The 26,807-nt window shown below is 37.2% G+C and carries 28 protein-coding genes and 2 tRNA genes; 6 read left to right on the forward strand and 24 right to left on the reverse strand.

All coding sequences use genetic code 11. The features are described from left to right. Positions 1-625 precede the first annotated feature (625 nt). Together AAA926_RS02355 and AAA926_RS02360 are read left to right on the forward strand one after the other, a co-directional pair. Complete coding sequence (locus AAA926_RS02355; RefSeq protein WP_046331989.1) at positions 626-907, forward strand: hypothetical protein; 282 nt, start codon at positions 626-628, stop codon at positions 905-907. Between the two features lie 44 nt (positions 908-951). Then, the gene (locus AAA926_RS02360; RefSeq protein ID WP_198179410.1) at positions 952-1,407 is read left to right on the forward strand and encodes a universal stress protein; all 456 of its coding nucleotides are present in this window, start codon (positions 952-954) and stop codon (positions 1,405-1,407) included. Positions 1,408-1,456: 49 nt separating this feature from the next. Here AAA926_RS02360 and AAA926_RS02365 read toward each other — a convergent pair whose 3' ends face one another. The 18 genes from AAA926_RS02365 to AAA926_RS02450 form a co-directional block, all read right to left on the reverse strand. Beyond that, positions 1,457-2,650 carry an FtsW/RodA/SpoVE family cell cycle protein gene (locus AAA926_RS02365; RefSeq protein ID WP_198179412.1) on the reverse strand — a complete coding sequence of 398 codons (1,194 nt, stop codon included), beginning with the start codon at positions 2,648-2,650 and terminating at the stop codon, positions 1,457-1,459. A 16-nt stretch (positions 2,651-2,666) separates the two neighbouring features. After that, a complete protein-coding gene (locus tag AAA926_RS02370; protein WP_046331982.1) occupies positions 2,667-2,894 on the reverse strand; it encodes a DUF2969 domain-containing protein in 228 nt (75 codons plus the stop codon). An 8-nt stretch (positions 2,895-2,902) separates the two neighbouring features. Continuing rightward, positions 2,903-3,196 (reverse strand): membrane protein insertion efficiency factor YidD, encoded by a 294-nt coding sequence (yidD, locus tag AAA926_RS02375; protein WP_046331981.1) that lies wholly within the window; start codon positions 3,194-3,196, stop codon positions 2,903-2,905. Between the two features lie 17 nt (positions 3,197-3,213). Beyond that, entirely contained in the window at positions 3,214-4,203 is a 990-nt protein-coding gene (locus tag AAA926_RS02380; RefSeq protein WP_045927967.1) for a rod shape-determining protein, read from the reverse strand. A gap of 81 nt (positions 4,204-4,284) precedes the next feature. Then, entirely contained in the window at positions 4,285-4,515 is a 231-nt protein-coding gene (locus tag AAA926_RS02385; RefSeq protein ID WP_198179414.1) for a DUF1146 family protein, read from the reverse strand. A 73-nt stretch (positions 4,516-4,588) separates the two neighbouring features. Next, positions 4,589-5,026, reverse strand: coding sequence for a F0F1 ATP synthase subunit epsilon (locus AAA926_RS02390; protein WP_046331979.1), 438 nt, complete (start codon positions 5,024-5,026; stop codon positions 4,589-4,591). 11 nt (positions 5,027-5,037) lie between these two features. Then, a complete protein-coding gene (gene atpD, locus AAA926_RS02395) occupies positions 5,038-6,477 on the reverse strand; it encodes a F0F1 ATP synthase subunit beta (RefSeq protein WP_046331978.1) in 1,440 nt (479 codons plus the stop codon). Positions 6,478-6,499: 22 nt separating this feature from the next. Further along, positions 6,500-7,462: a F0F1 ATP synthase subunit gamma gene (locus tag AAA926_RS02400; protein WP_198179416.1), complete on the reverse strand. Its 963-nt coding sequence runs from the start codon at positions 7,460-7,462 to the stop codon at positions 6,500-6,502. Between the two features lie 11 nt (positions 7,463-7,473). Beyond that, positions 7,474-8,985: a F0F1 ATP synthase subunit alpha gene (gene atpA, locus AAA926_RS02405; protein WP_265892699.1), complete on the reverse strand. Its 1,512-nt coding sequence runs from the start codon at positions 8,983-8,985 to the stop codon at positions 7,474-7,476. Positions 8,986-8,999: 14 nt separating this feature from the next. Beyond that, positions 9,000-9,548, reverse strand: coding sequence for an ATP synthase F1 subunit delta (gene atpH / locus AAA926_RS02410; RefSeq protein WP_198179420.1), 549 nt, complete (start codon positions 9,546-9,548; stop codon positions 9,000-9,002). Then, positions 9,548-10,060 carry a F0F1 ATP synthase subunit B gene (gene atpF, locus AAA926_RS02415; protein ID WP_046331974.1) on the reverse strand — a complete coding sequence of 171 codons (513 nt, stop codon included), beginning with the start codon at positions 10,058-10,060 and terminating at the stop codon, positions 9,548-9,550. Before atpF ends, atpH begins: the two co-directional genes overlap by 1 nt. A gap of 42 nt (positions 10,061-10,102) precedes the next feature. Beyond that, positions 10,103-10,327: a F0F1 ATP synthase subunit C gene (gene atpE, locus AAA926_RS02420; RefSeq protein ID WP_034981200.1), complete on the reverse strand. Its 225-nt coding sequence runs from the start codon at positions 10,325-10,327 to the stop codon at positions 10,103-10,105. Between the two features lie 18 nt (positions 10,328-10,345). After that, positions 10,346-11,059, reverse strand: coding sequence for a F0F1 ATP synthase subunit A (gene atpB, locus AAA926_RS02425; protein WP_046331973.1), 714 nt, complete (start codon positions 11,057-11,059; stop codon positions 10,346-10,348). Between the two features lie 117 nt (positions 11,060-11,176). Next, the gene (upp, locus tag AAA926_RS02430) at positions 11,177-11,806 is read right to left on the reverse strand and encodes a uracil phosphoribosyltransferase (protein ID WP_198179422.1); all 630 of its coding nucleotides are present in this window, start codon (positions 11,804-11,806) and stop codon (positions 11,177-11,179) included. An 84-nt stretch (positions 11,807-11,890) separates the two neighbouring features. Further along, entirely contained in the window at positions 11,891-12,895 is a 1,005-nt protein-coding gene (locus AAA926_RS02435; protein WP_338211921.1) for an L-threonylcarbamoyladenylate synthase, read from the reverse strand. After that, positions 12,895-13,743 carry a peptide chain release factor N(5)-glutamine methyltransferase gene (prmC, locus tag AAA926_RS02440; RefSeq protein ID WP_338211733.1) on the reverse strand — a complete coding sequence of 283 codons (849 nt, stop codon included), beginning with the start codon at positions 13,741-13,743 and terminating at the stop codon, positions 12,895-12,897. Before prmC ends, AAA926_RS02435 begins: the two co-directional genes overlap by 1 nt. Continuing rightward, positions 13,736-14,824 (reverse strand): peptide chain release factor 1, encoded by a 1,089-nt coding sequence (gene prfA, locus AAA926_RS02445; RefSeq protein WP_034981210.1) that lies wholly within the window; start codon positions 14,822-14,824, stop codon positions 13,736-13,738. The genes prmC and prfA overlap by 8 nt, the downstream gene beginning before the upstream one ends. 17 nt (positions 14,825-14,841) lie before the next feature. Next, entirely contained in the window at positions 14,842-15,441 is a 600-nt protein-coding gene (locus tag AAA926_RS02450) for a thymidine kinase (protein WP_338211734.1), read from the reverse strand. Between the two features lie 143 nt (positions 15,442-15,584). On the opposite strand from AAA926_RS02450, the gene AAA926_RS02455 reads away from it, so the two are divergent. Then, positions 15,585-16,937, forward strand: coding sequence for a MurT ligase domain-containing protein (locus AAA926_RS02455; RefSeq protein ID WP_338211735.1), 1,353 nt, complete (start codon positions 15,585-15,587; stop codon positions 16,935-16,937). A 64-nt stretch (positions 16,938-17,001) separates the two neighbouring features. On the opposite strand, the gene AAA926_RS02460 is transcribed toward AAA926_RS02455, so the two are convergent. Both AAA926_RS02460 and AAA926_RS02465 read right to left on the reverse strand, forming a co-directional pair. Continuing rightward, positions 17,002-18,603, reverse strand: coding sequence for an ATP-binding cassette domain-containing protein (locus AAA926_RS02460; protein WP_338211736.1), 1,602 nt, complete (start codon positions 18,601-18,603; stop codon positions 17,002-17,004). A gap of 286 nt (positions 18,604-18,889) precedes the next feature. Continuing rightward, positions 18,890-20,653: an SLAP domain-containing protein gene (locus AAA926_RS02465; RefSeq protein WP_338211737.1), complete on the reverse strand. Its 1,764-nt coding sequence runs from the start codon at positions 20,651-20,653 to the stop codon at positions 18,890-18,892. 511 nt (positions 20,654-21,164) lie between these two features. Between AAA926_RS02465 and AAA926_RS02470 the strand changes: the two genes are divergently transcribed. The 3 genes from AAA926_RS02470 (at position 21,165) to AAA926_RS02480 (ending at position 23,713) form a co-directional block, all read left to right on the forward strand. After that, positions 21,165-21,581: a YgdI/YgdR family lipoprotein gene (locus tag AAA926_RS02470; RefSeq protein ID WP_338211738.1), complete on the forward strand. Its 417-nt coding sequence runs from the start codon at positions 21,165-21,167 to the stop codon at positions 21,579-21,581. A gap of 61 nt (positions 21,582-21,642) precedes the next feature. Further along, on the forward strand, positions 21,643-22,272 hold the full coding sequence (locus AAA926_RS02475) for a DUF3862 domain-containing protein (RefSeq protein ID WP_338211739.1): 630 nt from the start codon (positions 21,643-21,645) through the stop codon (positions 22,270-22,272). Between the two features lie 451 nt (positions 22,273-22,723). Continuing rightward, on the forward strand, positions 22,724-23,713 hold the full coding sequence (locus AAA926_RS02480; protein ID WP_338211740.1) for an Abi family protein: 990 nt from the start codon (positions 22,724-22,726) through the stop codon (positions 23,711-23,713). A gap of 484 nt (positions 23,714-24,197) precedes the next feature. Here AAA926_RS02480 and AAA926_RS02485 read toward each other — a convergent pair. From AAA926_RS02485 to AAA926_RS02500, 4 genes are all read right to left on the reverse strand, one after another. Continuing rightward, positions 24,198-24,269: transfer RNA gene (locus AAA926_RS02485), tRNA-Gln, on the reverse strand. 8 nt (positions 24,270-24,277) lie between these two features. Continuing rightward, positions 24,278-24,349: transfer RNA gene (locus tag AAA926_RS02490), tRNA-Glu, on the reverse strand. A gap of 157 nt (positions 24,350-24,506) precedes the next feature. Then, a complete protein-coding gene (locus tag AAA926_RS02495; protein ID WP_338211741.1) occupies positions 24,507-25,358 on the reverse strand; it encodes a PRD domain-containing protein in 852 nt (283 codons plus the stop codon). 28 nt (positions 25,359-25,386) lie between these two features. Further along, entirely contained in the window at positions 25,387-26,793 is a 1,407-nt protein-coding gene (locus AAA926_RS02500; RefSeq protein ID WP_338211742.1) for a glycoside hydrolase family 1 protein, read from the reverse strand. Positions 26,794-26,807: the final 14 nt, after the last annotated feature.

The raw sequence follows: 26,807 nt of genomic DNA on the forward strand, positions 1-26,807 counted from the left end.
TTAATAACTATGTTTTTTTGAATAAGTTAAAACGCTAAAAAGCACTTGGCAACAACTGCAATTTCGTTATTCAAATGGGATCTGGAAAATAATAAAATATTTTTCTTTTCTTAACTGGGAAAAACATAAAAATTGCTTGGTTTGAATTAATCTCTAATGTTCGATAACAAATTTATTTTTTTAACTTGAAAAATTTGTAATAAAAAACTTGCTTTTGTAATATATTTGTACAATTTTTGCGACTATAACAAAGAGCTAGCAAAAAAATAGCATTAAATATATAGCACTGATTTTGGACAAATAAAATATTTTATTTTTGTTGAAACAGATATTTAGTTTCTATCTTGACAAAAGTTATGATGCTTAGTACTATAATAATTGATCTGAGTCGATCGAATAGCTTAATTGTATAAGGTTGACCGGTCAAACATAAGACATGCGAGATAGTAAATAACTTTCGAATCGGAAGACTATCTTTTGCGATAGGATCCACATTCGTTGCGATACATCTCATTTTTTGAACACTGCGGGTTCAACAAGCATTGTTTTGCTATGTTTCGATGACTCGGATTTCTTGAGAATATTAGGAAACGGTCTGCGGACCGTTTTTTTGTTTGGAGATTTTATGGCTATAAAAGTTGTTATCACTATATATCTTGCAATATTACTTTTGACTGCCTTTTATTTATGGCATAATCGCCACAGTCATTTTTTAATCTATGATAGTAAAAACATTTCTAACTTCAGTTCTATAATGTCCTGGACTGCGATTATCTTGGGTTTAGAAACTTTATTGGGTCTAGTTTTAGTATTTCAGGCAAATAAGTATCTTAATTTAATTACCCTAGCTCTCAGCAGCATCACGATTTTAATTTTTAGTCTTTTACTTAATCAAAAGGGTGATTAATTGCACTAAAATTTGGTAAAATAGTGGTAAGAGAGGTGTTTTAAATGATGAAACAATATCACCGTATTCAAGTCGCAGTTGACGGCTCCAAGGAAGCCGACTTAGCTTTTAAGAAGGCTATCTCTGCTGCTAAACGGAATGATGCTGCATTGGAAATTCTGCATGTCATTGATACCAGATCTTTCCAAAATGTTTCTAGCTTTGATTCAGAGATGGTTGAGCAAGTATCAAATGATGCTAAGGAAAAATTGCAGAATTACTACAAGCAAGCTTCGGAAGCTGGCGTCAAGGAAGTTCACTATTCAATTGAATTTGGGGCTCCCAAGGCAATCATTGCCCACCAATTTCCTAAAAAGCACCAAATTGATTTAATCGTATTAGGAGCTACAGGCCTGAACGCTGTTGAGCGCATATTAATCGGCAGCGTGACAGAATATGTTACCAGAACTGCTGATTGTGATGTCTTAGTCTGTCGTTCAAACGAAAACTTAACCAAGTAAAAAAGAGCATTTCATCGCTGAAATGCTTTTTTTGTGTGTTATTAAATTTTTAGAAATCGCCTGCTTGGCTGAACATGTAGTCTTTATTATGAAACTTCATGGACAAAATCATCCCAATACCAATCATATTTCCAATTAGGGCTGAACCACCCTGAGAAATAAACGGCAATGGAATACCTGTAAGCGGCAATAGATCAATACTCATGCCTATGTTTTCAAACACATGGAAAAGTATCATCATAATTACGCCGGTTGAGACATAAGAATAAAAGGCGTTTTTAGTATCGAATGTGATACGAACCATCTGCACAATTAAGTATAAGTAAAGCAGAATGACGGCTACACTACCAACAAAGCCGAATGATTCACCAATTACTGAATAAACCATGTCAGAGCCCCGCACTGGTACGTAAACACTCAGCTTGCCAAAGCCATTGCCAAAAATTTGTCCAGAACCAATCGACTGCATACTTTGCCACAATTGATAGGCAGCTTTGGAAGTATCAGTAGATGGATTCAGCCAAGACATAATACGTCTGAACTGGTATGGCTGGAAAAAGTGACTTAAAATTGATTGTCCTCCGGGCGTGGTAACCATGTAAATGACCACAACTCCCAAGACAAAAACTGCCGCAAACATTGGTGCAATTATCTTCCAGGAAATACCGGAAACCAGCACCACGCCACCAACAATTGCAATGAAGACCAGCATCGTACCGAAGTCATTTTGCAATTTTAACAGTATGGCAATCGGTAACAGCCAAGCTAGCATTTTACCGATTAAAATCCAGTCATTTTTGATAGTATGAGCAAACTTATCGTTATGTTCACGCACGACCCGCGCCAGCATTAATATAAAGGCTGGTTTCATGACTTCAGATGGCTGAAAAGAAATTGGCCCGAGCTTAAACCAGCTTTTGGCACCGGCATCTGCAGCAATACTACGATTATAAAAGAACAAAACCGCAATCAAGAGCAAGATGCCAAGTCCATAAACATACGGCGCGATGCGGAAAAGTTGCTCAGCATCAAACTGAATTACAAACACAACGATGGCCACCGAAATAATATACCAAAGTCCTTGCATTGCCACAGCTTTAACCGGGCTACCCATGTGACTGGGATCGTCAACCGCCGCAAAATAAATGGAATAAAGGCCCACTGCTGCCAGCAGCAACACAGGGACAACAATATTCCAAGCAATGCGATCAAAAAGACTAGATTTATTTTGTATTTTGACCATTAATTATCACAACCTATTATTTTTCATGTAAAGCAAAGTATGAAAGCAAATCGTTAATGCTGCTTTCTAAGCTTTTGGCATACAAGATACTATTGGTTTTGCCAGTTGTAGCCCGGTAACGACCAGCAATTTTTTCAATCACTCCAATAGATTTTTTCTGAGGAATTACTACTTCCCAGGTAGGGTTTTCTTTACCCTTTACTTCATTAATTTCAACGTTAATATTTTCAGGTTTTTTTGACATAAATTCTCCTACTTTATATTTGGATGAAACTTTTTCGCTATAATTTCATCTTCATATCGTTCTGGATGAGGATTGCGAAAAATTGTAAATTTATCTGGTACCGGATCAACTCCACCGCGCACAAAAGGATTGCAACGCAATATCCGGCAAATTCCCATTATTAGTCCTAAAAACGGCCCAAATTTGGTCAATGCATCAACCATATAAGTTGAGCAGGTCGGATAATAACGGCAAGACTTTGGCAAAGCTGGAGAAATAAATCTCTGGTAAATTCTAACTAAATAAATCAGTATTTTTCGCAAATCGAGCCTCCAAAAAATTAGTGGCGCTGATGCTTTTCGATGTTCTTGAGCAAAATCCCAGTACCAAGTGCTACAGCTTCAAGTGGATGATCAGCTGTAAGTACCGGCACTTTAAGGTAATATGAAATCAGCTTGTCAATATTTTTCAAAAGTGCCCCACCACCAGTGAGCATGATGCCGCGATCAATGATATCCGCTGAAAGCTCAGGTGGTGTTTTTTCTAAAACTTCTTTAGTAGACGCAATAATAGTCATTAAGCCGTCGTGGAGTGCTTCCTGAATTTCAGGTGCAGTCACGGTAGCCTGTTTTGGCAGACCATCAACCACGTCACGTCCACGAACAGTGATTGTTTCGTCCTTGTCTGGTTCAAAGGCACTACCAATTTCAATTTTAATTTGTTCAGCGGTGCGTGAGCCAATCAGCAAGTTATGCTTATTTTTGATATAAGAAACAACTGCCTGGTTCATATGATCACCGGCATAGCGCAATGATTGACTGGTAACAATTTCACCCATGGACAGCACAGCAATATCAGTAGTACCACCGCCAATATCTATTACGATGTTGCCTTGAGGTTTAAAAATATCAAGACCAGCACCGACAGCAGCAACTTTAGGCTCAAAATCAAGGTAGACTTTGCCTCCACCAGATTTTTCAGCAGCCTGAATAATCGCCTTCTGTTCAATTGATGTTACTCCTGTAGGAGCACAAATCAAAATATTTGGCTTGGACATAAAGCCCTTGACGTTCAGCTTTTCAATAAAGTAGGACAGCATCGCTTCAGTAATATCAAAATCGGCAATAACACCATTTTTTAAAGGACGAATTACACGGATGTTGCCCGGAGTTCTCCCCACCATCTTGTAAGCTTCTGTCCCAACAGCTACTACTTTATTTGTACTTGTATTAACGGCAACAACTGAGGGCTCATTTAAGACAATTCCCTTGCCGGAAACATTAATGAGCACGTTTGCTGTTCCTAAATCTATTCCTATATCTCTTGCCACGATAATCCTCCATCATATTCAATGTATATTTTACCATAAAGATTTCAAGTTTGTTTGCGACTTTATCCGCTTTACCAAGTCTTAAAAGAAATTACTTAATTGCAAAGAAGTATCAATTAATGTGATTAAAAAATTACCAACAAGAAAACCTAGAGCAATCGCAGCAAAAATCAGCAGCAGCTGTGCTTCAAAGACCCTGTTTTTACGAATTATTTTTTCAATGTGGACACTTTTCATAATCTGAAAGGACAAGCCGATCGTAATTAAATAAATTACTATACTAATTAAGGCATGGACGCCAAGTTGAAACATATTCTTTCTCACTTTTCTTAAGTCACAATAAAAGCGGACGCACAAAGCAGTGCATCCGCTTAAAACTTTAATTCTAATTGTCTGAATTGTAAACACTTATTCGATTGATGGCTCTTCTGAGTGCAACCTGTGCCCTCTCAAGTGATCGCTGGTCATGAGCAGCTTGAGCCTTTTTCAGTGCATTTTGTGCACGTTCTCTAGCTGCCTTAGCCCGAGATACATCAATATTGCCAGCTCGTTCAGCACTGTCAGCAATTATTGTAGCTACGTTATTGGAAAATTCAAAGTAGCCACCGCTAACAGCAATGTGATTGACAACATTATTCATTTCGCGGCTTCTTTTGACTTTAATCTCACCTATCGCCAGTGGAGTCAAAATCGGCAAGTGATTATACATCACTGAACGTTGACCATCAATGGCCCGCATTTCCACAATACTGGAGTGATGAGAAAAAATCAGGCCATCTGGAGTTACAACATTTACCATAAAAAGTTTTTCTGGATCTGCCATTTGACATCACCTTACTTTTCTAATAATGCTTTAGCTTCTGGATCACTAGGAGTTACACCCATTTGCTCAGCCTTCTTTAAAACATCTTCAATTCGGCCTACACTACGGAATGCATCTTCAGGAAGATCATCTAAGTGACCATCCAAAATCATCTTAAAGCCTTTAATTGTTTCCTTAATGGGAACATAAGAACCAGGCACACCAGTAAATTGCTCTGCCACAAAGAAGTTTTGTGATAAGAAAAACTGTACCTTACGAGCACGGCTAACAATGACCTTTTCCTCGTCAGACAACTCATCCATTCCCAAAACGGAAATGATATCTTGCAATTCGTGGTAACGCTGCAAAATATGCTGTACGCCTGTTGCCACTTCATAATGTTCTTGACCGACAATTTCTGGGTCCAAGGCACTGGAAGTCGATTGCAAGGGGTCAACGGCTGGGTATATACCTTGCTCAACTAAGCTACGTTCCAAGTTGGTAGTAGCGTCAAGGTGAGCAAAAGTAGTAGCTGGAGCCGGGTCAGTATAGTCATCGGCCGGCACATAAACCGCCTGAATCGAAGTAATAGAACCCTTCTTAGTTGAAGTAATTCTTTCCTGCAACTGCCCCATTTCAGTAGCTAAAGTTGGCTGATAACCAACGGCACTAGGCATACGTCCTAACAGAGCGGAAACTTCGGAACCAGCCTGAGTAAACCGGAAAATGTTATCAATAAAGAGCAACACGTCTTGGCCTTCAACGTCTCTGAAGTATTCAGCCAAAGTCAAACCAGTCAGCGCTACACGCATTCTGGCACCAGGCGGCTCATTCATCTGACCAAAGACCATGGCTGTTTTGCTTAAAACACCAGATGCTTTCATTTCAAAGTAAAGGTCATTACCTTCACGAGTTCTTTCACCGACTCCGGTAAAGACTGAAATACCACCATGTTCTTGGGCAATGTTGTGAATCAGTTCCTGAATGATCGTGGTCTTACCGACACCGGCACCACCGAACAATCCAACTTTGCCGCCGCGAACATAAGGTTCAAGCAAATCAATAACTTTAATACCAGTTTCAAGAATTTCTTGACTTGTAGTTAGTTCATCATATTTAGGAGCATTCTTATGAATACTGTCACGAGCATGATCTTTGTCAAATTTAGGGCCATTATCAATAGGTTCCCCTAATACATTGAAGACGCGACCCAAAGTATCATTACCAACAGGTACTGAAATAGGGCCACCTGTGTCTTCAACTTTCATGCCCCGTCTAAGGCCATTGGTAGATTCCATGGCAATTGTTCTTAATATACCGTCGCCAAGTTCCAATGTAACTTCCAGAACAACAGATTCATCGTCCGACTTAACGACGCGCAAAGCATTGTCAATATCAGGCAGATTTTTGTCAAGCGGGAATTTGACATCGACAACTGGGCCGATTACTTGAACAACTTCACCTTCACTCAAAACATCTACCTCCTTTTCTTAATTATTTCAAAGCATTAGCACCACTGACAATTTCGGTAATTTCAGTAGTGATTTCTGCTTGTCTTGCACGGTTTAATTTAGTAGTTAAACTCGAAACCAAATCATCAACGTTGTCCGTAGCACTCTGCATTGCAGTCATTGAACTGGCATGCTCTGCAGTTTTAGCATCCAGAATAGCACCGTAAATGGTAGAGCGGGCATATTGAGGAATTAGTGTTGTTAAAACGGCATTAACATCAGGTTCGATATCGTATTCTAAGTCTTTATGAGCTTCAGCTTCTTTGACACCAATATCAATGTCAACGATCGGCAACATTTTTTCAACCCGAAATGCAGATGATAACGAGTTAATGTGGTGGGTATAACAAACATACAGCTCATCATAAACTCCGTTCAAATACATTTTGATCGCAGTTGAAACAATAGGCAAAACTTCATCAAATGTAGGTACATCAGAGATACTGTCATTTTCATAGACAACATTGAGATTGTTTTTCTTGAAAAAGTCAGCACCTACTGACCCAACAGCTAAGACTTTAATATCTTTATGTTCAGTTTTTGAATCCTCAAACAGACCCATCATGTTTTTAATGACAGCACTGTTATAAGATCCGACTAGACCACGGTCACCGGTAATAACCAAATAACCGGTAGAGTTGATCTTTTTGCGTGCCTGGACCATATCGGAAACAATCCCTAAACCAAAGACATTTTCATAGTCAATTTTGCCAATGCTGTCTTCATCAATTGCCACATGCGCTTTACGCAAGTGATTGACTACCTCAGCACTCATCAAACGCGATAAAGTTTGCCGCACATGATCATTATAGATTGTGTAGCCTTTGTCCCGCTTCTCAGTTTGGTTTAACTTTGAAGCCGAAACCATTCTCATGGCCTCGGTAATTTTACCAGTTTGTTTAACTGAAGCTATTTTTTTCTTCAACGCAAGTAAAGATGCAGGCATATAATTACCTCCTATTTATTACTTGGTGAAAAACTATCCGCAAATTTAGAAATTGCTTCTTGTAATTTCTTTTCATCTGGCAGGTCACCAGTCTTACGAATATGTTCTAGTAAATCTGCGTGATTAGTATCGAAGTTGTCGTATAACTCTTTTTCAAACTTGGCAATATCATCAACTGGAACAGAATCAAGATAACCGTGAGTCAAAGCATAAAGAATGACAACTTGTTTTTCAACCGGAATTGGCGTATGCAAAGGCTGTTTCAAAACTTCAACAACTCTTCGTCCACGATTCAGTTTGGCTTGAGTTGCCTGATCCAAATCGCTGCCGAATTGAGCAAAACTTTCCAGTTCATGGTAAGCTGCCAGGTCAGTACGAAGCGTACCGGCAACTTTCTTCATAGCCTTAATTTGAGCACTACCACCAACACGAGAAACTGAGTTACCAGCATCAATCGCTGGACGGGTACCCGCAAAGAACAAATCACTTTGCAGGAAAATTTGGCCGTCAGTAATTGAAATGACGTTAGTTGGAATATATGCTGAAATATCTCCTGCTTCAGTTTGGATAAATGGAATAGCAGTCATCGAGCCGCCACCAAGTTTGTCACTCAACTTGGCACTACGTTCTAGTAAACGAGAGTGCAAATAGAAGACATCACCAGGATAGGCTTCACGACCAGGCGGACGACGGAGAAGCAAAGAAAGTTCACGGTAAGCAACGGCTTGTTTAGACAGGTCATCAAAGACCACCAGGACATCCTTACCATTGTACATGAATTCTTCGCCCATAGCTGTTCCGGCATATGGTGCTATATACAACATCGGGGCCGGCTCACTTGGTCCAGCTTCGACAACAATTGTATAATCCATTGCGCCAAAGCGTTTTAATGTTTCTACTTGTGATCTGACAGTTGATTCCTTTTGACCAATAAAGACATAAATACAAATAACGTCTTGTCCTTTTTGACTCAAAATTGTATCAATTGCCAAACTTGTTTTACCAGTCTTACGGTCACCAATAATTAACTCACGTTGACCGCGACCGATTGGCACCAAAGCATCAATGGCTTTGATACCTGTTTGCAGCGGCTGATTAACTGACTGGCGTTCCATAACACCCGGTGCCGAAGCCTCGATTGGACGAGTCTTTGACGTTTTTATTTCGCCAAGTCCATCAACCGGCTGACCTAGTGGGTTCACAACGCGACCAATTAGTGCGTCTCCAACCGGCACACGCATAATTTCACCGGTTCTTTTGACTTGGTCACCTTCACGAATATCATCAAAATTGCCCAAAATAATGATACCAACATCATTTGATTCCAGGTTTTGTGCAATGCCATAAGAACCATTGTCAAATTCCAATAGCTCGTTGGCCAAAACATTGTTCAATCCGTGAGCCCGGGCGATACCATCACCTATGTATGTAACAACTCCAACTTCATTAATGTCGAGCTTATCATCATAGTGTTCAAGCTGCTGCTTGATTAAAGAGCTAATCTCTTCTGCTTTTATGCTCAATGGTTTCACCTCTTTTAATTTTTATTAATTAACTGCGCACGAATCTTTTTCAGTTTGTTTTTGACTGACCCATCGATTACGCAATCGCCAACTTTTAAAATTACGCCGCCAATAATGCTTTGGTCAACCACATTAGTGAGAATGACTTTTTGCAAATTATATTTTTGGGCGTAACCAGCACCTAATTTTTGTAATTGCTCTTGATCAAGTGGCACTGCCGAAACAGCAACACCAGTTTCGATCTTTTGACTTTGGTTATATAAGTCATTGAAACATTTTATTATTTCCGGCAATTCCAAAAAATGATCATAGTCTAACAATAAATTCAAAAAATTTTGAACTTCTTTGGTCAGACCTTGCTCAATCGCAGAAAGCGATTTTACTTTTTCAGCACTGTTAAAAATCGGGTCGCTAAAAGCTTTCAAAATCTGCGGATAATCTGAGATAGCTTGTGCCAGTTCTTGCAAATCTGCATGAACGGTCTCCAAGGCACCCATATCTTCTGCATAATCAAATAGTGCAGTACCATAGCGTGCAGCAATCTCTTCTGTACTTAAGGCCATTATTTATTCAGCCCCTTAATAAACTGATCAACCAAATCTTTTTGGTCATCAGCAGATAAATTCTTAGAAATTACTTTTTCCGCAATCGTTACAGAAATATCTGCTACTTGTGCACGGGCTTCATCTAAAGCATCAGCTTTTGCCTGAGCGGCAGCAACCTTTGCCTTTTCATGAATTGAAGCCGCGTTATCATTTGCTTCTGCCACAATCTGCGTACTGGTTTTTTCAGCATTCGCCTTTGCATCAGTAAGAATTTGCGTTGCTTCTTGTCTTGAGTTCTTCAAGGCAGCTTCACGCTCATTAGCCAAAACTTCGGCCTTTTTGCGATTGTCTGCAGCCGAATCAAGATCACTGATTACCTTTTGGCGTCTTTTTTCCATCATGTCGGAGACAGGGCCCCAAGCATAATGCTTAACCAAAAGAAGCAAAATTGCGAAAACAATTAAATACCAGAGGGTATTTCCCAGGTAAATATGACCTGCTGAGGCCGCAAATAAAATTTGAAATGTCATTTACTGCCCTTCTCTCTTTTACCTAAATTATTTTAAATAAAATTAAACGAAGAGAATCAGGAAAGCAACAACAATTGCCAAAATAGGAACGGCTTCAATCAAACCAACACCGATGAACATTGTTGATCTCAAGTTACCAGCGCTTTCTGGTTGACGGGCCATGCTCTCAACGGTCTTAGTGATAACTTTACCATTACCCCAAGAAGCTGCTAAAGCAGCAATACCAGCTACGATAGCTGCTGAGATATATTTAAAAGCTTGTGACATATTTAAACCTCCAATAAATTATTCTTTTGTAACCTTTTTTCCAACATAAACCATGGATAAGGTTACGAAAACATATGCCTGGATAGAGCCAATGAAGACAGAGAATCCTTGCCAGATCATAGCAAGCGGTGCTGCTAAAACCAAAGTGACAACACCAAAGCTAGGAGCAAAGCTGTTACCTATTAAAGTTAACAACACTTCACCTGCATAGATATTACCATATAAACGCAAAGATAATGTCAAGAAATTAGTGACCTCTTCAATCATATTAATGGGAAACAGGAAACTAACAGGTTCGGCATAATTGCGCCAATAGCCACCAGTACCGAATTTTTGCATTCCAAATGTAAATGAAAGAAGCAAGGTCATCATTGCAAATGACATTGTCGTCACTGGGTCCGCAGTAGGAGATTTAACAAAGATATTATCTCCTGCTTTAACCTCTAAGAAGAGGCCTAACTGGTTCATAAACCAAATATAGATGAATAGAACAAAAGCATACAAGGAAAGGTGCTTTCTAGCATCCACATCACTGACATTGTCTTTAACAATACCATCAGTGAAGTCTATCAAATATTCCATGATATTTTGCTTTTTATTCGGTTTCATCTCAACTTTGCGTGATAGCCAGATGCAGACAAACAATACTACAGCAGCCATTAACGTCGAGCCTATGATCCCAGACAGATCAAATGTTAAACCCAGAAATTTAAAAACAAATGATTGCTCCAATTCTTCGTGACCTCCCTTCTCGTGTCCAAATTATCGAACACTCATACAATATTAACACCATTCAATAATTTTGTGAAAAATGTAAGCGAATTTTGCGACTATTTTACCTAAAAACAGTTATTTAGTACCAAATAGCCTGTCGCCGGCATCCCCCAAACCTGGTGTAATATAGCCGTTTGGCAGCAATTTTTCATCTTCTGCAGCAGCATAAATATCAACGTCTGGATTTTCTTCTTGAATAGCTTTAACGCCTTCAGGAGCAGCTACCAGTACAGCCAGCTTAATAACTTTGACGCCGCGCTTTTTAAGCGCACCAATCGCCATATTAGCAGAACCACCAGTAGCAAGCATTGGATCTACGACCAAACATTCACGTTCGGCCACATCTTTTGGCATTTTACAGAAATACTCATGTGGCGTAAGGGTTTCTTCATCCCGGTACATGCCAATTACTCCCACCTTAGCTGACGGAATCATTTCCATAACACCATTAAGCATACCAATACCGGCACGTAAAATTGGCACAATCGTCAATTTTTTGCCGGCAATCTCTTTTTGAGTGGTCTTGCCAATCGGTGTTTCAATTTCAACATCTTTTAGCGGCAAATCTCTGGTAATTTCATAAGTCATCAGTCCCCCGATTTCACCGACTATCCGCCGAAACTCGTTGGAACTCGTCTCCTTACGCCTAATAATTGTTAACTTGTGTTGAATTAACGGATGATTCAAAACCGTAAATTTGCCCATCTTTTTCCTCCTATAAACATAATTACGTTTACGAGTATTTTAATAAAAAAAACAAAGGGTTTAAAGTCCTTTGCTAGTAAATTTTTATTTTGTCTGATAATGATGACCCGCAGCTGCTTTATTTAGCCGGTTCATGTAGGCTAGGGTGTCTTCGCTGCCGTTAAATCCCTGCACAAAAATTTGTTTAATCTCCGGCTTATCGTCGAAGTAACGCAAGCCCCCAAATAGGTTATGATCGGCATCTGCTAAATTTTTGCCTAGATTAAATTTATTAACTGCTGGCAACTTGATTTTGTTAAGCACATCAGCTAAAGCCATTACGCCAGTCGCACTAGTTAATTCTATATTTGCAAAGTCCTGCGGATCATCTACAACGACTACAGGAGCGCTAGGAGCATAATGACGATATTTCATCCCCGGAGCTTTGGGCACATCCTTATCAGAAACTTTGCCACTGTTAATTAAAACTTTTTCACCCAAGGCATTACTCAACTCCTCTGGTGTGATTGCACCAGGACGTAAAACGACTGGCGTGGGAACAGAGAGGTCAATAATTGTTGATTCCAACCCCACTTCTGTAGGTCCGCCATCAATAATCCCGGCAATTTTACCTTTTAAGTCATGATAAACATGCTGGGAAGTAGTTGGACTAGGTTTAGTTGAAGTATTGGCTGAGGGGCCGACAATAGGATAGCCTAATTTACTGATCAATTCATGAGTCAGAGCATCATGAGGGCAACGAAAAGCCACGGTGTCAAGACCACCGGTGACAGCTTTAGGCAAACTGTCAGGTTTAACATATAGCAAGAGAGTTAGCGGACCCGGCCAAAATTTTTTAATTAATTTTTGAGCACGTTCCGGAACTTCTTTGGCATATTTAGACATCATTTGAGCATCAGAGACTGTCACAATTAACGGATTGTCACTAGGACGACCTTTAGCTGCGTAAACATTTTTAACGGCTTGCTCATTTGTAGCAATCGCACCTAAGCCATAAACGGTTTCAGTGGGAAAAGCAACTAACTCCCCTTCAGCAAGCAATTTTACTGCTTCATCTATTTGATCCTGTGAAAAAATTTTGGTTTCCATCATTTATGCCACTTTCCCTTAACCATACGCGGTTTCCCGGCTAAATCTTTTTTAAATTCAATTGTAAAATCAGGCAATTCCTGAGCAAATAATTCAGCCAGCTGGTCTTTTTCACTAAAGCCAAACTCCAGGAAAAATTCGCCACCACTATTTAAATGATCGCGTACCTGTTTGACAAATTTCTGATAAAACTCAATGCCGTTTTTACCACCAAAAAGCGCTTCTTTTGGTTCATTTTGCAGAACGTTCTGGTCCATCACGTCTTTTTCTGTTTCCTTAATATAGGGAGGATTAGAAATTATTTTATCGAATTTTTCCAGTCCGATTAAGATATTGGCTTTGCGGACAGTGACATCGACTTTATGAATCAAAAAGTTTTCTTCGCTTGTTCTTAAGGCAGCATCGGTGACATCGGAAGCATATAAATCAAGATCTGTAATTTGTTTTTTGGCAGCTTCTTTAGCTAGAGCTACAGTAATGCATCCAGAACCAGTACCTAAATCAAGCACCTTGTCACCATTAGCTAGATCCTGCAGAGCCCATTCGACTAATTCTTCTGTTTCAAAACGGGGTATTAAAACGCCACGCTGTACTAAAATTTTGTAACCAAAAAACCAGGAATAACCCAAAATATACTGCGGTGATATCCCTTTAGCCAGCTGGCGCACATCTTTTTGTGCCTGCTTAACCTGCTGCGGTGTTAGCTCCATATCTTGTTTCAATTGAAACTCACTGGGACTCAGCTGCAATCTTTCGGCCAGCAAAAAAGCGATGTCTTCCGGCCTTTCTTCTGGTGCCGTTTCCGCAGCCCAGATTCTCAGACTCTTTAAAGTGTCAATCTTAGACATTTTGTTCAGCCAGCTCCTCTAGTTGCTTAGTTTGGTTATACAAAATCAAAGCATCAATTATTTCGTCAAGTTCACCGTTCATTACCCTGTCAAGTTTATTAAGCGTCAAGCCGATACGATGATCAGTCACACGATTTTGCGGGTAGTTATAAGTTCTGATACGCTCTGACCTGTCACCAGTCCCGACAGCATTTTTGCGTTTAGCATCATATTGATCCCGATTTTGACTTTCATAATAATCATAGACACGAGATTTTAAAATCTGCATCGCTTTTTCTCGATTTTGCTGCTGACTACGTTGATCCTGCATTGCGACAACGATTCCTGTCGGCAAGTGCGTCATACGCACAGCACTCGATGTTTTGTTAATATGCTGACCGCCGGCACCACTAGAACGGTAGACATCAACTCTAATATCTTTGGGATCTAAATCAAGGTCAACCTGCTCATATTCGGGCATTACGGCAACTGTTGCCGTTGAAGTATGAACACGACCTTGAGATTCAGTTACAGGAACACGTTGTACGCGGTGCGCTCCGTTTTCATATTTAAGTTTTGAATAAACCTTGTTGCCAGTAATCATAATGGCAACCCGTTTGTAACCGCCAACTTCGGTTGGTTCACTGTCGACAATAGAAACCTGCCAGTTTTGTCTTTCTGCATATTTTTCATACATTCTGAGCAAATCACCGGCAAATAAGGAAGCTTCATCCCCACCAGCTGCTCCCCTGATTTCCATAATGATATCTTTGTCATCATTAGGATCCTTTGGCAGCATTAAAATCTTGATTTCATCTTCCAGTTTGTCAATATCCTGCTCTAAATCTTCATTTTCTTCTTTGGCCATTTCTACCAGATCAGAATCATTTTCATTAGCAATAATATCCTTGTTATCAGAAATTTCTTTTTTATCAGCCTTATATTTGCGGTATTTTTCAACTACATCTCGCAAATCTGCTTCTTCTTTAGAAACCTCCATGTACCTTTTAGTATCATTGATAACTTCTGGGTCAGCCATCATTTCCTGTAATTCATCATAATGAGCAACAAGACTTTCAAGCTGTGCCATAATCTTATCCATGTTGTTCTAATTCCTTCCTATCTTTCTTGCTCCGGGTGAAAATAATGAAACCGACAAACCGGGTAATAACTTTCATCCCCGCCAATTTGAACCTGTTCGCCTTCATAAACCGGTTTACCATTGTGTATCCGCTGATTCATTGTAGCCTTTCTACCGCAGTAGTGGCAAATCGTTTTGATCTCTTTTATTTTATCAGCAAAAATCAATAAATTCTTGGTTCCTTCAAATAAATTATTTTGAAAGTCGTTTTTTAAGCCAAATGTCATTACCGGAATACCCAAATCGTCCACTATTTGTGCGCATTCCACCACATGATGACGCTCCAAAAACTGAGCTTCATCAACAAACACGCAGGCAATCTCACCATCTCCACGTGCTTTTTCCTGCTCATTCAACTTTTTTATATAAGCAAAAATATCAAAATCATGGTCAATTGGAACTGCATCTCTGTGAAGTCCAATTCTTGAGGCCACAGTTCCAACTCCGCTGCGATCATCAATTCCACTGGTTAACAAAGCAATTTTACGACCTTGAGCTTCATAGTTATGAGCATCCTTTAGTATCTCTAAAGTTTTGCCACTGCTCATCGTGCCATACTCGAAAAATAATTGTGCCATTTTTGCTCCTTTGATTCATTTAAATTCACCTAACTAATCTAGTATAATGTAAAAATTAAATATGTGTAGTTAAATGGTTAAAAACTCGTTTTCAGTTTGTGGCTATGCTATAGTTGATAATGATTTTAAAGCGAGGGAAGAAAATGAGTTTTAAGTCTGTAATAGCAAAAAGCGCGGGTAAATCAAGTTACTGGTTTTTACATAATGTTTTAAAGGGCGGTACTAGTTTTCCCGGCAAGTTGGCAATGGACCTGGATCCTGAAATTTTAAAAACACTGGCTGATGGCTATGAAACCGTTATTGTTACCGGTACAAATGGCAAGACCATGACTACAGCTTTGATCGTTGCTGCACTAAGAGAAAAATACGGCGATGTTTTGACCAATCCATCGGGTTCCAACATGCAGCAAGGAATTGTGACAGCCTTTTTAGCACACAAAAAGAAAAAATCTTCAAGACCAATTGCAGTGTTAGAAGTTGACGAAGCAAATGTCAAAATGGTAACGGAACTGCTTCATCCCAGCGTTTTTGTTTTAACCAATATTTTTCGCGACCAAATGGATCGCTATGGTGAAATCTATACTACATACGATAAAATTGTTGAAGGAATCAAACTGGCACCCAAGGCTACTATTATTGCCAATGGTGATGCCAGTATCTTTTCTTCAGTCGACTTGCCTAATCCGAAAATTTTTTATGGCTTTAAACTGCCAAGTGATGAGCCGCAAAATGATAGCAAGGCTCCTGTCAATACAGATGGCATCTTATGCCCTAAGTGTGATCACATTTTACATTATCATGAACGTATTTATGCTAACTTGGGAGATTTTTTCTGTCCTAACTGCAACTATCACAGACCTGAATTAACATATTCTGTTAACAAAATCATTGAGCAGTCACCGAATAAACTTGAGTTCCAAATGGGTAGTAAAAACTATACTATTAACATTGGCGGAACTTACAATATTTATAATGCCCTAGCTGCCTATTCTGTGGCACGTTATTTTGACCTGAGTGAAGAAGAAATTGCTCAGGCTTTTGCAAAAAACAAGCGGATTTTTGGCAGACAAGAATTAATTAAATATGAAGGAAAAGAAATTGACCTGATCTTAGTTAAAAATCCGGTTGGTCTAGATGAGGTGCTGCACATGCTTAACACTGAAAAAGATGATTATTCATTAGTAGCCTTGCTTAATGCCAACCACGCTGACGGCATTGACACTTCCTGGATTTGGGATGGTCAGTTTGAAGATCTCAACCATAAGCAAATTAAAAAAATTCTGGTTGGTGGAGAACGCTGGCACGACATGGGCTTTCGTCTGGAGGTTGCCGGTTTTGATCCGGGTAAAATGGTTACCTGCACCGACAATGAGGAAGTAATTGCCAATATTGCAAATTTACCAACGAAAAAGGTTTACATTTTGTCTACCTATACTGCTATGCTCTCTTTACGCAAGACTATGGCTGAGAAAAAGATGATTAAGGCTGGGATGTAAAAAGTAACAATAAAATAAATTAAAAACCCGCAAAGTGTGCAATGAAACATTTTGCGGGTTATTTTTATTTTGTATTTTTCGCTAAGTTAAAGATCTTGACGTTGTTTTCTTGTGCTATTTTTTCGTTAAAGTTGTGAGCCACTTCAATAACAATTGAAGGCAGTTGGTAAATTAAGCGGTGTACTTCATCAGCATTTTGATGATCAAGGCTAGAGGTAATTTCATCTAGTAAAAAGATCTTCTTATGACGCAGCAGTCCTCTGGCAACAGCCAGTCTCTGCGCTTGCCCACCTGAAAGGTTTTTGCCTTGTTCTTTAATTTCAAAATCCAGTGCCTTGCTCCCTAACTCTTTGTCTAAACCTACCTTTTTCAGAGAAGCAACTAATTCTTCGTCTGTGAAATTTTGCAAAAGAGAAAGATTTTCCCGAATCGTTCCTGCAAATAACCAAATATTCTGTGAAATAAACACAAAATTTGAATATTTCAATTTGTGCCCGCCAAATTTCACATCACCCATTTCAATTGGAATGTATCCTGCTATGGCATTTAGCAAGGTCGATTTGCCAATACCTGAGGGTCCAGTAATAATCATTTTGTCGTTTTCATTTAGGCTTAAAGACAGGTTTTTAAAAATTTCCCGGTCACCACGTTTAACCGACAGGTTTTCAACAACTAGTCTATGGTCAGCTCCTGGCTGAGAAACTTCTTGATCTGTTTTTGTTTCAGTCCAAGAAATCTTTCTAATTCCTTCTGTACTTTGAATTTGAGTTTCAAAATTAGTCAGTTGCCGAAAGCCACCAACCACGTGATCCGCAGTAAGAGTCAAGGTAAGAATCGTACTTACTGTGACCCCTAAGAAGTTGTTTTTGGCCATCCAAAGCCCTATGAAAATCGGTGTTAAAGTTATTAATATGGCAAATAGCCAAGAAATAAATTGCAAGACATATTGGAAAGCATTCAATTGGTAATATCTTTGTTCCTCATCGTGCAAAGAATGATCAAATTTCTCCATAAATAGTTTTTTAACGCCAAAATTCATAATTTCAAAACGCCCTGCAAATAAGTCACGCGTAATCGCTAAAAAATTGGAATTAGAATGACTCCACATGTCTGTCTTAATTTTCATCTTTTCTTTACCCATATAACTGGGAAGAAGCGACATGAACGAAAGAGCCAAATAAATCAGACCTAAAACCGGATTAGTCATTAATACTACAACTGTAGAAGATATGACTGTCATGAGACTTTGAAAAAGCAATAAAAGCGGTTCAAAATACTTTTCTTCTATCTGTTTGGAAATACTAGTCATGTTGTTCAAAACTTCAGATGAATCCAAGTTAGGATTGTTAAATGAACTGGCAAAATTTGCCCTAAAATAAATGCCTTTTATCTTTTCATTTAAAATCTGAATTGCTTTTTGCATTAACAGGCTAAATAAGAAAAGAGAAACATAAACGGTTAAATATGATAAAACTGCGACTAGGCCAAATACGATCAAACTGTTTCCGTCTTTGACGTTAAGCCTGGGGATATAACCTAAAATATAACCATTTAATACTCCTTCAAAAGAACTGGTAACACCAAAGATAAATAAACAAAGCATCATCCAGGGATTAAGATTGCTCAAAACCCATCTTAGTGTGACATTTACCTCTTTCTTGTTCATGCTTTTACCTCATATTAGCTTAAGTTATTTAGTTTGTAATTATAGCAAGATTAAAAACAAATGACTATCAGATGTGAGTAAGAGGTTAATTTTTTCAGGTAAGTGGTTTAAAAAAGGATGTGGTACATATAACATTTGTTAGATCTGATGGATGTTTTGTGGATTTTAAAAGCTAAAGTTACAAAAAAACGATAAATTCAAATTAAAATTTATCATTTTATTATTATAAGAAAATTAAATTTTTTAAATAACTATATTGAAGTTAGACTCAAGAAGTGTGGTTTTATTAAAAGTTTGCTTTCTTAACAAATCTATTTTTATCTACAATGTAATATTTTTTATTTTTAATTTTGACGGGATCACCATATGTTTTTACAGTTGAACCTTTTTTTAAAACTTTCTTATTCTTGCGATCACCATACTGATTATAAAGGTAGGCATTATGTTTTAATTTACGGACAACAGGATCAACATTACCGGCAGCAATGTAATATTTTATGTTGCTATTGGCCTTATCATTTAGAACGTAAAAATTGCGTCCGCTGATAGTCGTTTTACCACAGGTCATTAGTTGCGAACCAATTTTTAAAACAATTTGGTTTGCACGATTACCAGTATTGTCATAAAGATAAGCATTGTGCATCAACACTACAGTCTTTTCACTGCTTGAATCCTTATTATTGTTTTCGTCTTTGTCCTTATTTTCATCATTATTCTCCACTGGATTTGTCGGCTCAACCGGAACGGGATTAGGAGCAGGATTATTATTGTCGGTATCATCTGGTGGTGTTACTAGTTTCTTCCAAGTATAAGCACCCGGCTTGAGAGATCCATCTTGACTTTTTTGAATTAATTCAGCAGTAGTTAGTTGAGGCTCGTTATTATTATTGGTTAATCGCCATTTGTTGATAAAATTTTCTTTATTTGGTGTTTTTTCAGGATTTGGTTGCCCCAAAGCCACATCGGTACTTAACTTTGTTTTTGAGCCTAAAACTAAAGTAGTTATACCTGGTGCGTATTGGTATACTACCTTGCCGTTCACAATAGCCCCCACTGGTAGAGTCAAATCATTTGCCAGCATATTTTTCATATTGGGACTTTGGATAGTATCAAACGAACTCAAATCCAAGTAGTTGAGGCTGATCAAATAACTAAGCATATCTGCCATGTCAGTCACTTTTTCAGTATTGAAATGACTTAAATCAAGTTCAGTTAAATTATAATCACCATGAAACATATTTTTCATTGAAGTTACAGAACTGGTATTAAGATTTTTGACTCCATCAATTTTAGTAAGATTTGCACAGCCATTAAACATAAAAGTCATATCTTTGACATTTTTTGCATTGGAAGCAAAATTACCGCCAATATTTAATGATCCGTCATCACCATCTATGAACATATCCGTAAACATGTAACTCATATCAGTAACTGCAGAAGTGTCCCAGCTTGATAAATCAAGAGACTTAATTTTACTGGCATAAAACATCCCTTTCATGCTAGTTACTTCTGAAGTATCAATGTTACTTAGACCACTAATCTCCGTGAGATTTATTAAACGCTCATCTTTTACAAATCGAAGCCAATAGCCAAAGTCGCCTATTAGTTTTAAATGCTGGTCAAATTGGATCTTCTTTACGTTTTTTAAAATATCTGGGTCTGCAAATGCACCCGCGCCATTGTCTGTACCCTTAATTGTACCGGCACCCACTTTTAATGTGTTATTTGAAGGATCATAACTCCATTCAGGACCGTCAGCACCCCATTTGCCAGACTTGACAACAGTTGATTCATCTTGAGTTTGTACAGAATTTTTTTGTATCTGAGAATCATCATCTACTCTTTTATCCAGTTCTTGATAACCAATTTTAATAGATCCAAATGTGTTTTTATTGCCCGCTGACGGCATTTTATTTGCAAGAGTTTGGTTTGACTTTCCCGCTGAATCATTAGCTTTGACAACATTATTGTTAGCATAAAGAAAAATACTTAAGCCTGCAAAAGCCATACTGCAACTGATAAAAATTTTCTTGTATTTGCTTGTAATCATATTTATATTCCTTTAATTTAATAATTTAAAAACTATTATTTTATATTCAATTTTAAATATATCACAAGAACTATAAAAAGCACTGAATCTGCTTAATTATGCATTTAACCAAACAGCATATAGATATTCACAATATTATATACCCCTAAAAACTATAAAAATTATAGCAACTATAAACTTAAATATTAACTGTAGTTATAAAAGTAGTACTTTTTATTTAATATTTATAATTTGCTAATTCATCAGTTAAGTTTTTTAGAAACATATCATTTCTATATTGATTAAAATACTACAGCAACTGGAATTTAAGAATTAAAACTTCTCCAATTTGGCCGTAAATAAGATTAGTGAATATCATTTACGGTATTAACAATGTACGATAAAATTAAAGTATACTTGATTAGAACTTAATTATAAATCTAAAAATCGTCAATAATTTTTGCTATCAGGTATTTCTGTCCACCACGCCAATGACAACAAACCTACGGCAATATCGCTTCAGGAGGAAGTAATGGCTAAATTTAAGAAAACCCTTTCAATTGGCACCACTATTTTAGCGGCACTGACAATTGCAGGTTGTTCTAGCAATAAAACTAGTAAGGGAAGTGCTAACAAACCTGTTAAAACCACTCACCAGCAAAAGAAACCGAAGCCAAAAGTTGCAGACTATCCCAATATTAAAGACGCGGAAGCTGAGCTCAGTAAAGGTAAAAATTTAAAAGGTAAAACGGTACAATTCAAAATTAAAAAATTTGAACCTCAAAGTTCCTTTGGTTACAACATGGAAACCGGCAAGCATCTTAATTTTGTTAGTCCAGAAAATCCCAACGCTAAAAAGGGAGATACTGTTTTTCTAAAAATCAAAAAAGTAAAATCGGTACTTGGGTCCTTTGTCATCACCTATTCTGATCTATCTAAAGTAAATTAATGATTACAATCTCGAAAGCTCCGCAAAATTATTAAAGACCTGAAAAATATAGGAGGAAGTAATGAAAAAACGTAAGAACATTTTGTCAGTAGCTACTATTTGCTTAACAGCCTTATTCTTAGTTGGTTGCTCTAACAATAGCAATGGTAATAAGTCTGACAGCAATAAGCCAAAAAGCAGCCAAAAAGCGAAGAAAACAAACACTCAAAAAACTTCTTTTAGGAAATCTTTTGACAAAATCCAAGTCGGTGACGTCATGCAACAAGGTAATGGTGGAAGCACTCTTAAAGATGTGAAAAACATTTTGGGTCAGCCAAATTCGATTTCATCAACTGAGGTTAAAGGCTTTAAGGTAAAATCATATTCTTGGAGTAAATATGGAACTACAATAATAGTTCAATTTAGTCATAAAAAGGCTATCACCAAAACAGTCTCGGGCTTTAAATGGAGCCGCAACAGCACTAAGCTAACACTTAAAGCATTTAATTCAATAAAAACAGGCAGTTCTTACAGTACACTTGTCAAAACTTATGGTGAACCCGATGGATTGAACGAAAATGTCGTTTTAGGAAAGAAAAATGTAACCGCGGTTTACTTCACTGGAATTAAAGCAAAAAGTGCAGGAGCAAATGCCAGTTTCACATTTGCCGATGATAAACTAGTGTCTAAAACTGAAACTAATTTAAAATAAAGCAGTTTTTATTAAAAGAAAAATAAAACTACAAAAGTTGTCTAGCTTTTGGTGCTTAGTACATATGGTTTGTATGAACTGTAGCAAGAAGTTTAGAAATAAGGGTAAATTAAATGTCAAATGTCCATTACAATAGCGACACTTGTCCTACAGCAAATTTATAAAAATATTAAATTTTAATAAATTTGCTTCAAGATATATAACTTTTTTATTTATAGCTATTATGTGAAAAAATACAAGATGTTGTGTAATCTTCTCTATTTTTGGTGATTTTTGCAGAATAACTACCAAATATTGTATATTTACTATAAAAATAAATTTGCTATAATACGAGTATGGATCAAGTTCGAAGGGCCCGAGGAGTAGGTGTCGAACTAACAAAGCCTCATATTCTGTATTATTACAGATATGGGGCTTTTTGTTTTACCAAAATATTTTTTAAGGAATACAAATGTCAGTAAATGATTTTATTAATAAAAAACCGTTTAAAAGTCATAATCAACAAATGAAAATTCTTCGCAAAAGAGGTCTTACGGTAAAGTCTAGTGATAAACGTGCTTTAGAAGAACATGGTTACTATTCAATAGTTAATGGATACAAGCCATTATTCTTACAGAGGGATTCCAGTGGTACTCCTGTATCACCAGAAAAATATTTAAAGAATGCTAGTTTTAAAGAAATAAAAAGTTTATACGATTTTGACAAGAACTTGCGTAAAATTCTATATACACCATTAATGGAATATGAAAGCAACTTGGGCTCCGAAATATCTTATAGGTTTTCTGAAGAATACAAAGAGCCTCATTCCTATCTAGCGATAGATAATTATTCAAATGATAAGGAAAAAATAGTTTCTATAGTAAAAACAATAAGTAATTTGTCTAACGAAATTAAAAAAAACGCCAATAAGAAGAATGCCATCAGTCATTATGTTAATGAACACAAACATGTGCCTCTTTGGGTACTTGTAAACTATTTAACTTTTGGAGAATTAAATTATTTTTATAGCGTTTGTACAGATAAAATTAAAAGAGTTATAGCTAGCGACTTTTCACTAAAATATAAGCGTAACTATAAAACTGAAATTAAAATTCAACCTCAATCTATTGAAACTTTAAACATCTTAGTAAATTATTTTAGAAATTCTGTAGCCCATGATGAAATTACCTATAACAAAGTAATTTTAAAAACTAAAAAATTTAGATTGATAAAGCAGGATTTAAAACTCAATGATTTTATTGTTAACAGCCAAAGTGGTGTTTTCGAATTAATAGTTGCCCTAAAATTAGTTCTAAGTAAAAAAGAATACTACGATTTTGTCAAACAACTTTATAAATTATTTGACAAATATGAGCTATGTTTTCAATCTGTAAGTTTTGATGCAATTTTACATGATATGCATTTTCCAAAAAACTATCGTGCAATCCTGAAGGTAAAGTGAACTATACAAAAGGCTTAAGAATTCCCTTGGAACCAAATCTCAAAGTTTAATTATGATAAGAAACAGCGAAGCATTAATACCCTTTTTTAGCTAGAAATCAAAGACGAAATAGGTATGTTAGTAAAAGCATGGTAAATACTGATCCGCTATAATTAATTGTCTAGACACTAATGCTCGATTCCTCTAAATTGAAAACGATGTTTCAATACCATAGTTGAATTTGAACAATATCCTTTTGAGCAAAAATGCTTACATACCAAAAGAGTAGATATTGAGATGACCCCAGTTTTTGCCGATTATTTCTATGAATAGTTAACTACCTTTTAAAAAGACGTATTGGATATAAAACACAAAAGCATTATGAAATAAATGATAAAAATAGAAAAAACGCTAGATGAGCAATTCATCTAGCGTTTTGTAACAACTCTGATGGGCAAATGATGGACATATAGCTATCGCCAGCACTGCCGTTGAGCTATTTTTATTGGGATATCCGGGCTCGAACCGAAACATGCAGGAACCAGAAACCTGTGCCTTACCATTTGGCTATATCCCAGTGTTAAATCACCCGCACGAGAATTGAACTCGTAACTCCACCTTGAGAGGGTGGCGTCTTAACCATTTGACCAGCGGGCAAAATCAACAGTAATTATTATGCTTGAAGAGACAGTTATTGTCAAGTACTTTCAGTTCAAAAACTAAATTTAACTAATGAGTATTTTTAGCACAAAGAAAAACTTCCGAAAAGCTTTTCAATCCGGAAGTTTCTGTTATTGCCCCAATTTTTTACCAATTAAACTTTTTTGCAGTTTTCTTCAACTACTTTGTGCAAATGAACAATTAAGTATATTTTCTCCTGTTTAGTAATCCTCAAGTTAATTCTTTTCCTAATAAACTCATCAAAAGCATTAATAATTTCAACTTCCTTGGGCATTTTTGCAGCCAAGTCTTGGTAAAGTCCCTCTTGATCTTCATCTGAAAACAGTTTGTTTTCATAAACTCTTTCACAAAAATAATTTAGATGAGTCAAAAAACGCGAATAAGTGAAAGTATTTTGGTCGATTTTTCCCCCGATAATCCTTTGAGCTATTTTCTCGAGACTACTCACTAAATCAGCTATTTCCCTGTTTTTCTGTTGGTCACCAACGTCAACTTCCGCATCCACAAAATGTAGGCCAATGCCCGTTGCTTCGCTATTTGGTAACGAAACATGCATTTTTTTATTAATCAAATTAACTGCAAATAACCCTACCTGATATTCGTTTCTATGGTGAAGCAAAACATCAGGATAGTTGAAATTTTCGCCAATATTTTCCTCTTTAACTCGCTTTACCACAAAAGAAATATGGTCAGCCAAGGATAAATAAAGGTAATCTTTTACTTTGATTTGATATTTATCGGCGGCAAAATCTATTATTTCCCTAACCATATTTAGATAAGTTTCGTCTATCGTACTGGCTAGCTGAATAAAGTTTTTTAGCATTTTATTATCGGTTAAGACAAAAATCTTTTGAATTTCTTCTTTTTTAACAGGATAACCAATTGCTTTATGGTAGCCCAGACCCTTTCCCATTAGGATACACTCTGCACCTGATTCATCTAATGCCAAAATAAGCGAATTATTCAAAACTTTTAGCACTTTCATCAGCTCACCGCCTAATTGCATAAATTGCTTAGTTGACCAATCCGTTATTTGCAATAACTTTTTGGTACCAGTAAAAACTGTCTTTGGGAATCCGACGTAGATCTTTTAGATCATTGTCAGTTCTATTGACGTAAATAAAGCCATAACGCTTTTTAAATCCCTGATGTGAACTTAACAGATCCATAACTGACCAAGGACAATAACCGATTAGCTTTACCCCATCCTGAATTGCATCATAACAAGCCTGAATATGATCTGCAAGATATTTTATGCGGTATTGATCATGAATCTTGCCATCCTTTGCCATAATGTCTGGCGTACCTAAACCATTTTCAGTAATAATCATTGGCAAACGAAACTGACGATAATATTCATTCAGTACAATTCTCAACCCCATAGGATCGATTTGAGCACCATATTCCGTTGCGGGCAAGTTATTATTTTTTTCGATCTTAAAATAGCCATAGAGATCAAAATCCACATCATTTTTCCTTGTACCAAATGGGTGCTTGGCATCACTCGGTAAGTAACTGGCAACGAGAGTACGATAATAATTGACTGCTATGAAGTCAGGCCTAGCATCGCGCAATACTTGCTCATCTTGATCTTGCATTGATGGCAAAATGCCCACTCTTTTAAGGTAATTGCTATAGTAACCTGGATATTGTCCGTAACAATACATTTCCAGGGCATAATTAGTTTTAAAATTGTCATTCATTTTAGCAGCCCAAACATCTAGTGGCTTGGTAGATGCCGGATAAGTCATGGTGGATGATATTGCAGGTCCTATTTTACCGTTTGACACCATCTTATGACAATCTTGCATAACACAGGCACTTGCTACAAACATATTGTAATCCATTTGCGCTCTGACACGTTCTTTATTCTTAGCTTCAACATGATACATGTTTAAGCGCTCGTCTACACGAACCATCAGGTTTTGTTCGTTGATCACCTGCCAGTTCTTGACTCTGTCACCAAATTCCTTAAAACATATTTGGGAGTATCTTCTAAAAGCCGAAATGCAAGATCTGTTTTCCCAACCGTTGTATTTTTCTACCAAGGCTAGGGGCAAATCAAAATGATATAGAGTTACAAACGGCTCAATCCCATTTGCAATCAGGCAATCAATCACTTTATTGTAAAAGTCTATCCCCTTTTGGTTAACCTGACCATCACCGTCAGGAATAATTCTCGACCAGGCAATTGAGAAACGGTATACTTTAAGACCTAATTCTTTCATTAAAGAAATATCTTTTCGATAATGATGATAAAAATCACTGGCCACTTTGGTATCAGCTTGCTGGGGACCAGCATGAACAAAAGAATTATAATCTGCTACTGATTCTCCCTTACCATTTTCGTTCCACCCGCCTTCAATTTGAAAGGCTGATGAAGATGCACCCCATAAAAAGTCTGGGTTAAATTTTTCCATATTTACTCCTCTAA

It is taken from the genome of Lactobacillus juensis, assembly GCF_036246285.1.
GTDB lineage: Bacteria > Bacillota > Bacilli > Lactobacillales > Lactobacillaceae > Lactobacillus > Lactobacillus juensis.

Excerpts from the sequence above, each read along its gene's own strand:
- AAA926_RS02400 (WP_198179416.1), bottom strand. The coding sequence starts at position 7,462 with ATGCCTGCATCTTTACTTGCGTTGAAGAAAAAAATAGCTTCAGTTAAA.
- AAA926_RS02385 (WP_198179414.1), bottom strand. The coding sequence starts at position 4,515 with ATGTTTCAACTTGGCGTCCATGCCTTAATTAGTATAGTAATTTATTTA.
- AAA926_RS02370 (WP_046331982.1), bottom strand. The coding sequence starts at position 2,894 with ATGTCAAAAAAACCTGAAAATATTAACGTTGAAATTAATGAAGTAAAG.
- AAA926_RS02470 (WP_338211738.1), top strand. The coding sequence starts at position 21,165 with ATGGCTAAATTTAAGAAAACCCTTTCAATTGGCACCACTATTTTAGCG.
- AAA926_RS02455 (WP_338211735.1), top strand. The coding sequence starts at position 15,585 with ATGAGTTTTAAGTCTGTAATAGCAAAAAGCGCGGGTAAATCAAGTTAC.
- AAA926_RS02480 (WP_338211740.1), top strand. The coding sequence starts at position 22,724 with ATGTCAGTAAATGATTTTATTAATAAAAAACCGTTTAAAAGTCATAAT.
- AAA926_RS02365 (WP_198179412.1), bottom strand. The coding sequence starts at position 2,650 with ATGGTCAAAATACAAAATAAATCTAGTCTTTTTGATCGCATTGCTTGG.
- upp (WP_198179422.1), bottom strand. The coding sequence starts at position 11,806 with ATGGGCAAATTTACGGTTTTGAATCATCCGTTAATTCAACACAAGTTA.
- AAA926_RS02360 (WP_198179410.1), top strand. The coding sequence starts at position 952 with ATGATGAAACAATATCACCGTATTCAAGTCGCAGTTGACGGCTCCAAG.
- AAA926_RS02435 (WP_338211921.1), bottom strand. The coding sequence starts at position 12,895 with ATGGAAACCAAAATTTTTTCACAGGATCAAATAGATGAAGCAGTAAAA.
- atpE (WP_034981200.1), bottom strand. The coding sequence starts at position 10,327 with ATGTCACAAGCTTTTAAATATATCTCAGCAGCTATCGTAGCTGGTATT.
- AAA926_RS02460 (WP_338211736.1), bottom strand. The coding sequence starts at position 18,603 with ATGAACAAGAAAGAGGTAAATGTCACACTAAGATGGGTTTTGAGCAAT.
- AAA926_RS02500 (WP_338211742.1), bottom strand. The coding sequence starts at position 26,793 with ATGGAAAAATTTAACCCAGACTTTTTATGGGGTGCATCTTCATCAGCC.
- AAA926_RS02355 (WP_046331989.1), top strand. The coding sequence starts at position 626 with ATGGCTATAAAAGTTGTTATCACTATATATCTTGCAATATTACTTTTG.
- AAA926_RS02475 (WP_338211739.1), top strand. The coding sequence starts at position 21,643 with ATGAAAAAACGTAAGAACATTTTGTCAGTAGCTACTATTTGCTTAACA.
- prmC (WP_338211733.1), bottom strand. The coding sequence starts at position 13,743 with ATGTCTAAGATTGACACTTTAAAGAGTCTGAGAATCTGGGCTGCGGAA.
- AAA926_RS02390 (WP_046331979.1), bottom strand. The coding sequence starts at position 5,026 with ATGGCAGATCCAGAAAAACTTTTTATGGTAAATGTTGTAACTCCAGAT.
- atpF (WP_046331974.1), bottom strand. The coding sequence starts at position 10,060 with ATGACATTTCAAATTTTATTTGCGGCCTCAGCAGGTCATATTTACCTG.
- AAA926_RS02450 (WP_338211734.1), bottom strand. The coding sequence starts at position 15,441 with ATGGCACAATTATTTTTCGAGTATGGCACGATGAGCAGTGGCAAAACT.
- atpH (WP_198179420.1), bottom strand. The coding sequence starts at position 9,548 with ATGGCCTTAAGTACAGAAGAGATTGCTGCACGCTATGGTACTGCACTA.
- AAA926_RS02465 (WP_338211737.1), bottom strand. The coding sequence starts at position 20,653 with ATGATTACAAGCAAATACAAGAAAATTTTTATCAGTTGCAGTATGGCT.
- prfA (WP_034981210.1), bottom strand. The coding sequence starts at position 14,824 with ATGGATAAGATTATGGCACAGCTTGAAAGTCTTGTTGCTCATTATGAT.
- AAA926_RS02495 (WP_338211741.1), bottom strand. The coding sequence starts at position 25,358 with ATGAAAGTGCTAAAAGTTTTGAATAATTCGCTTATTTTGGCATTAGAT.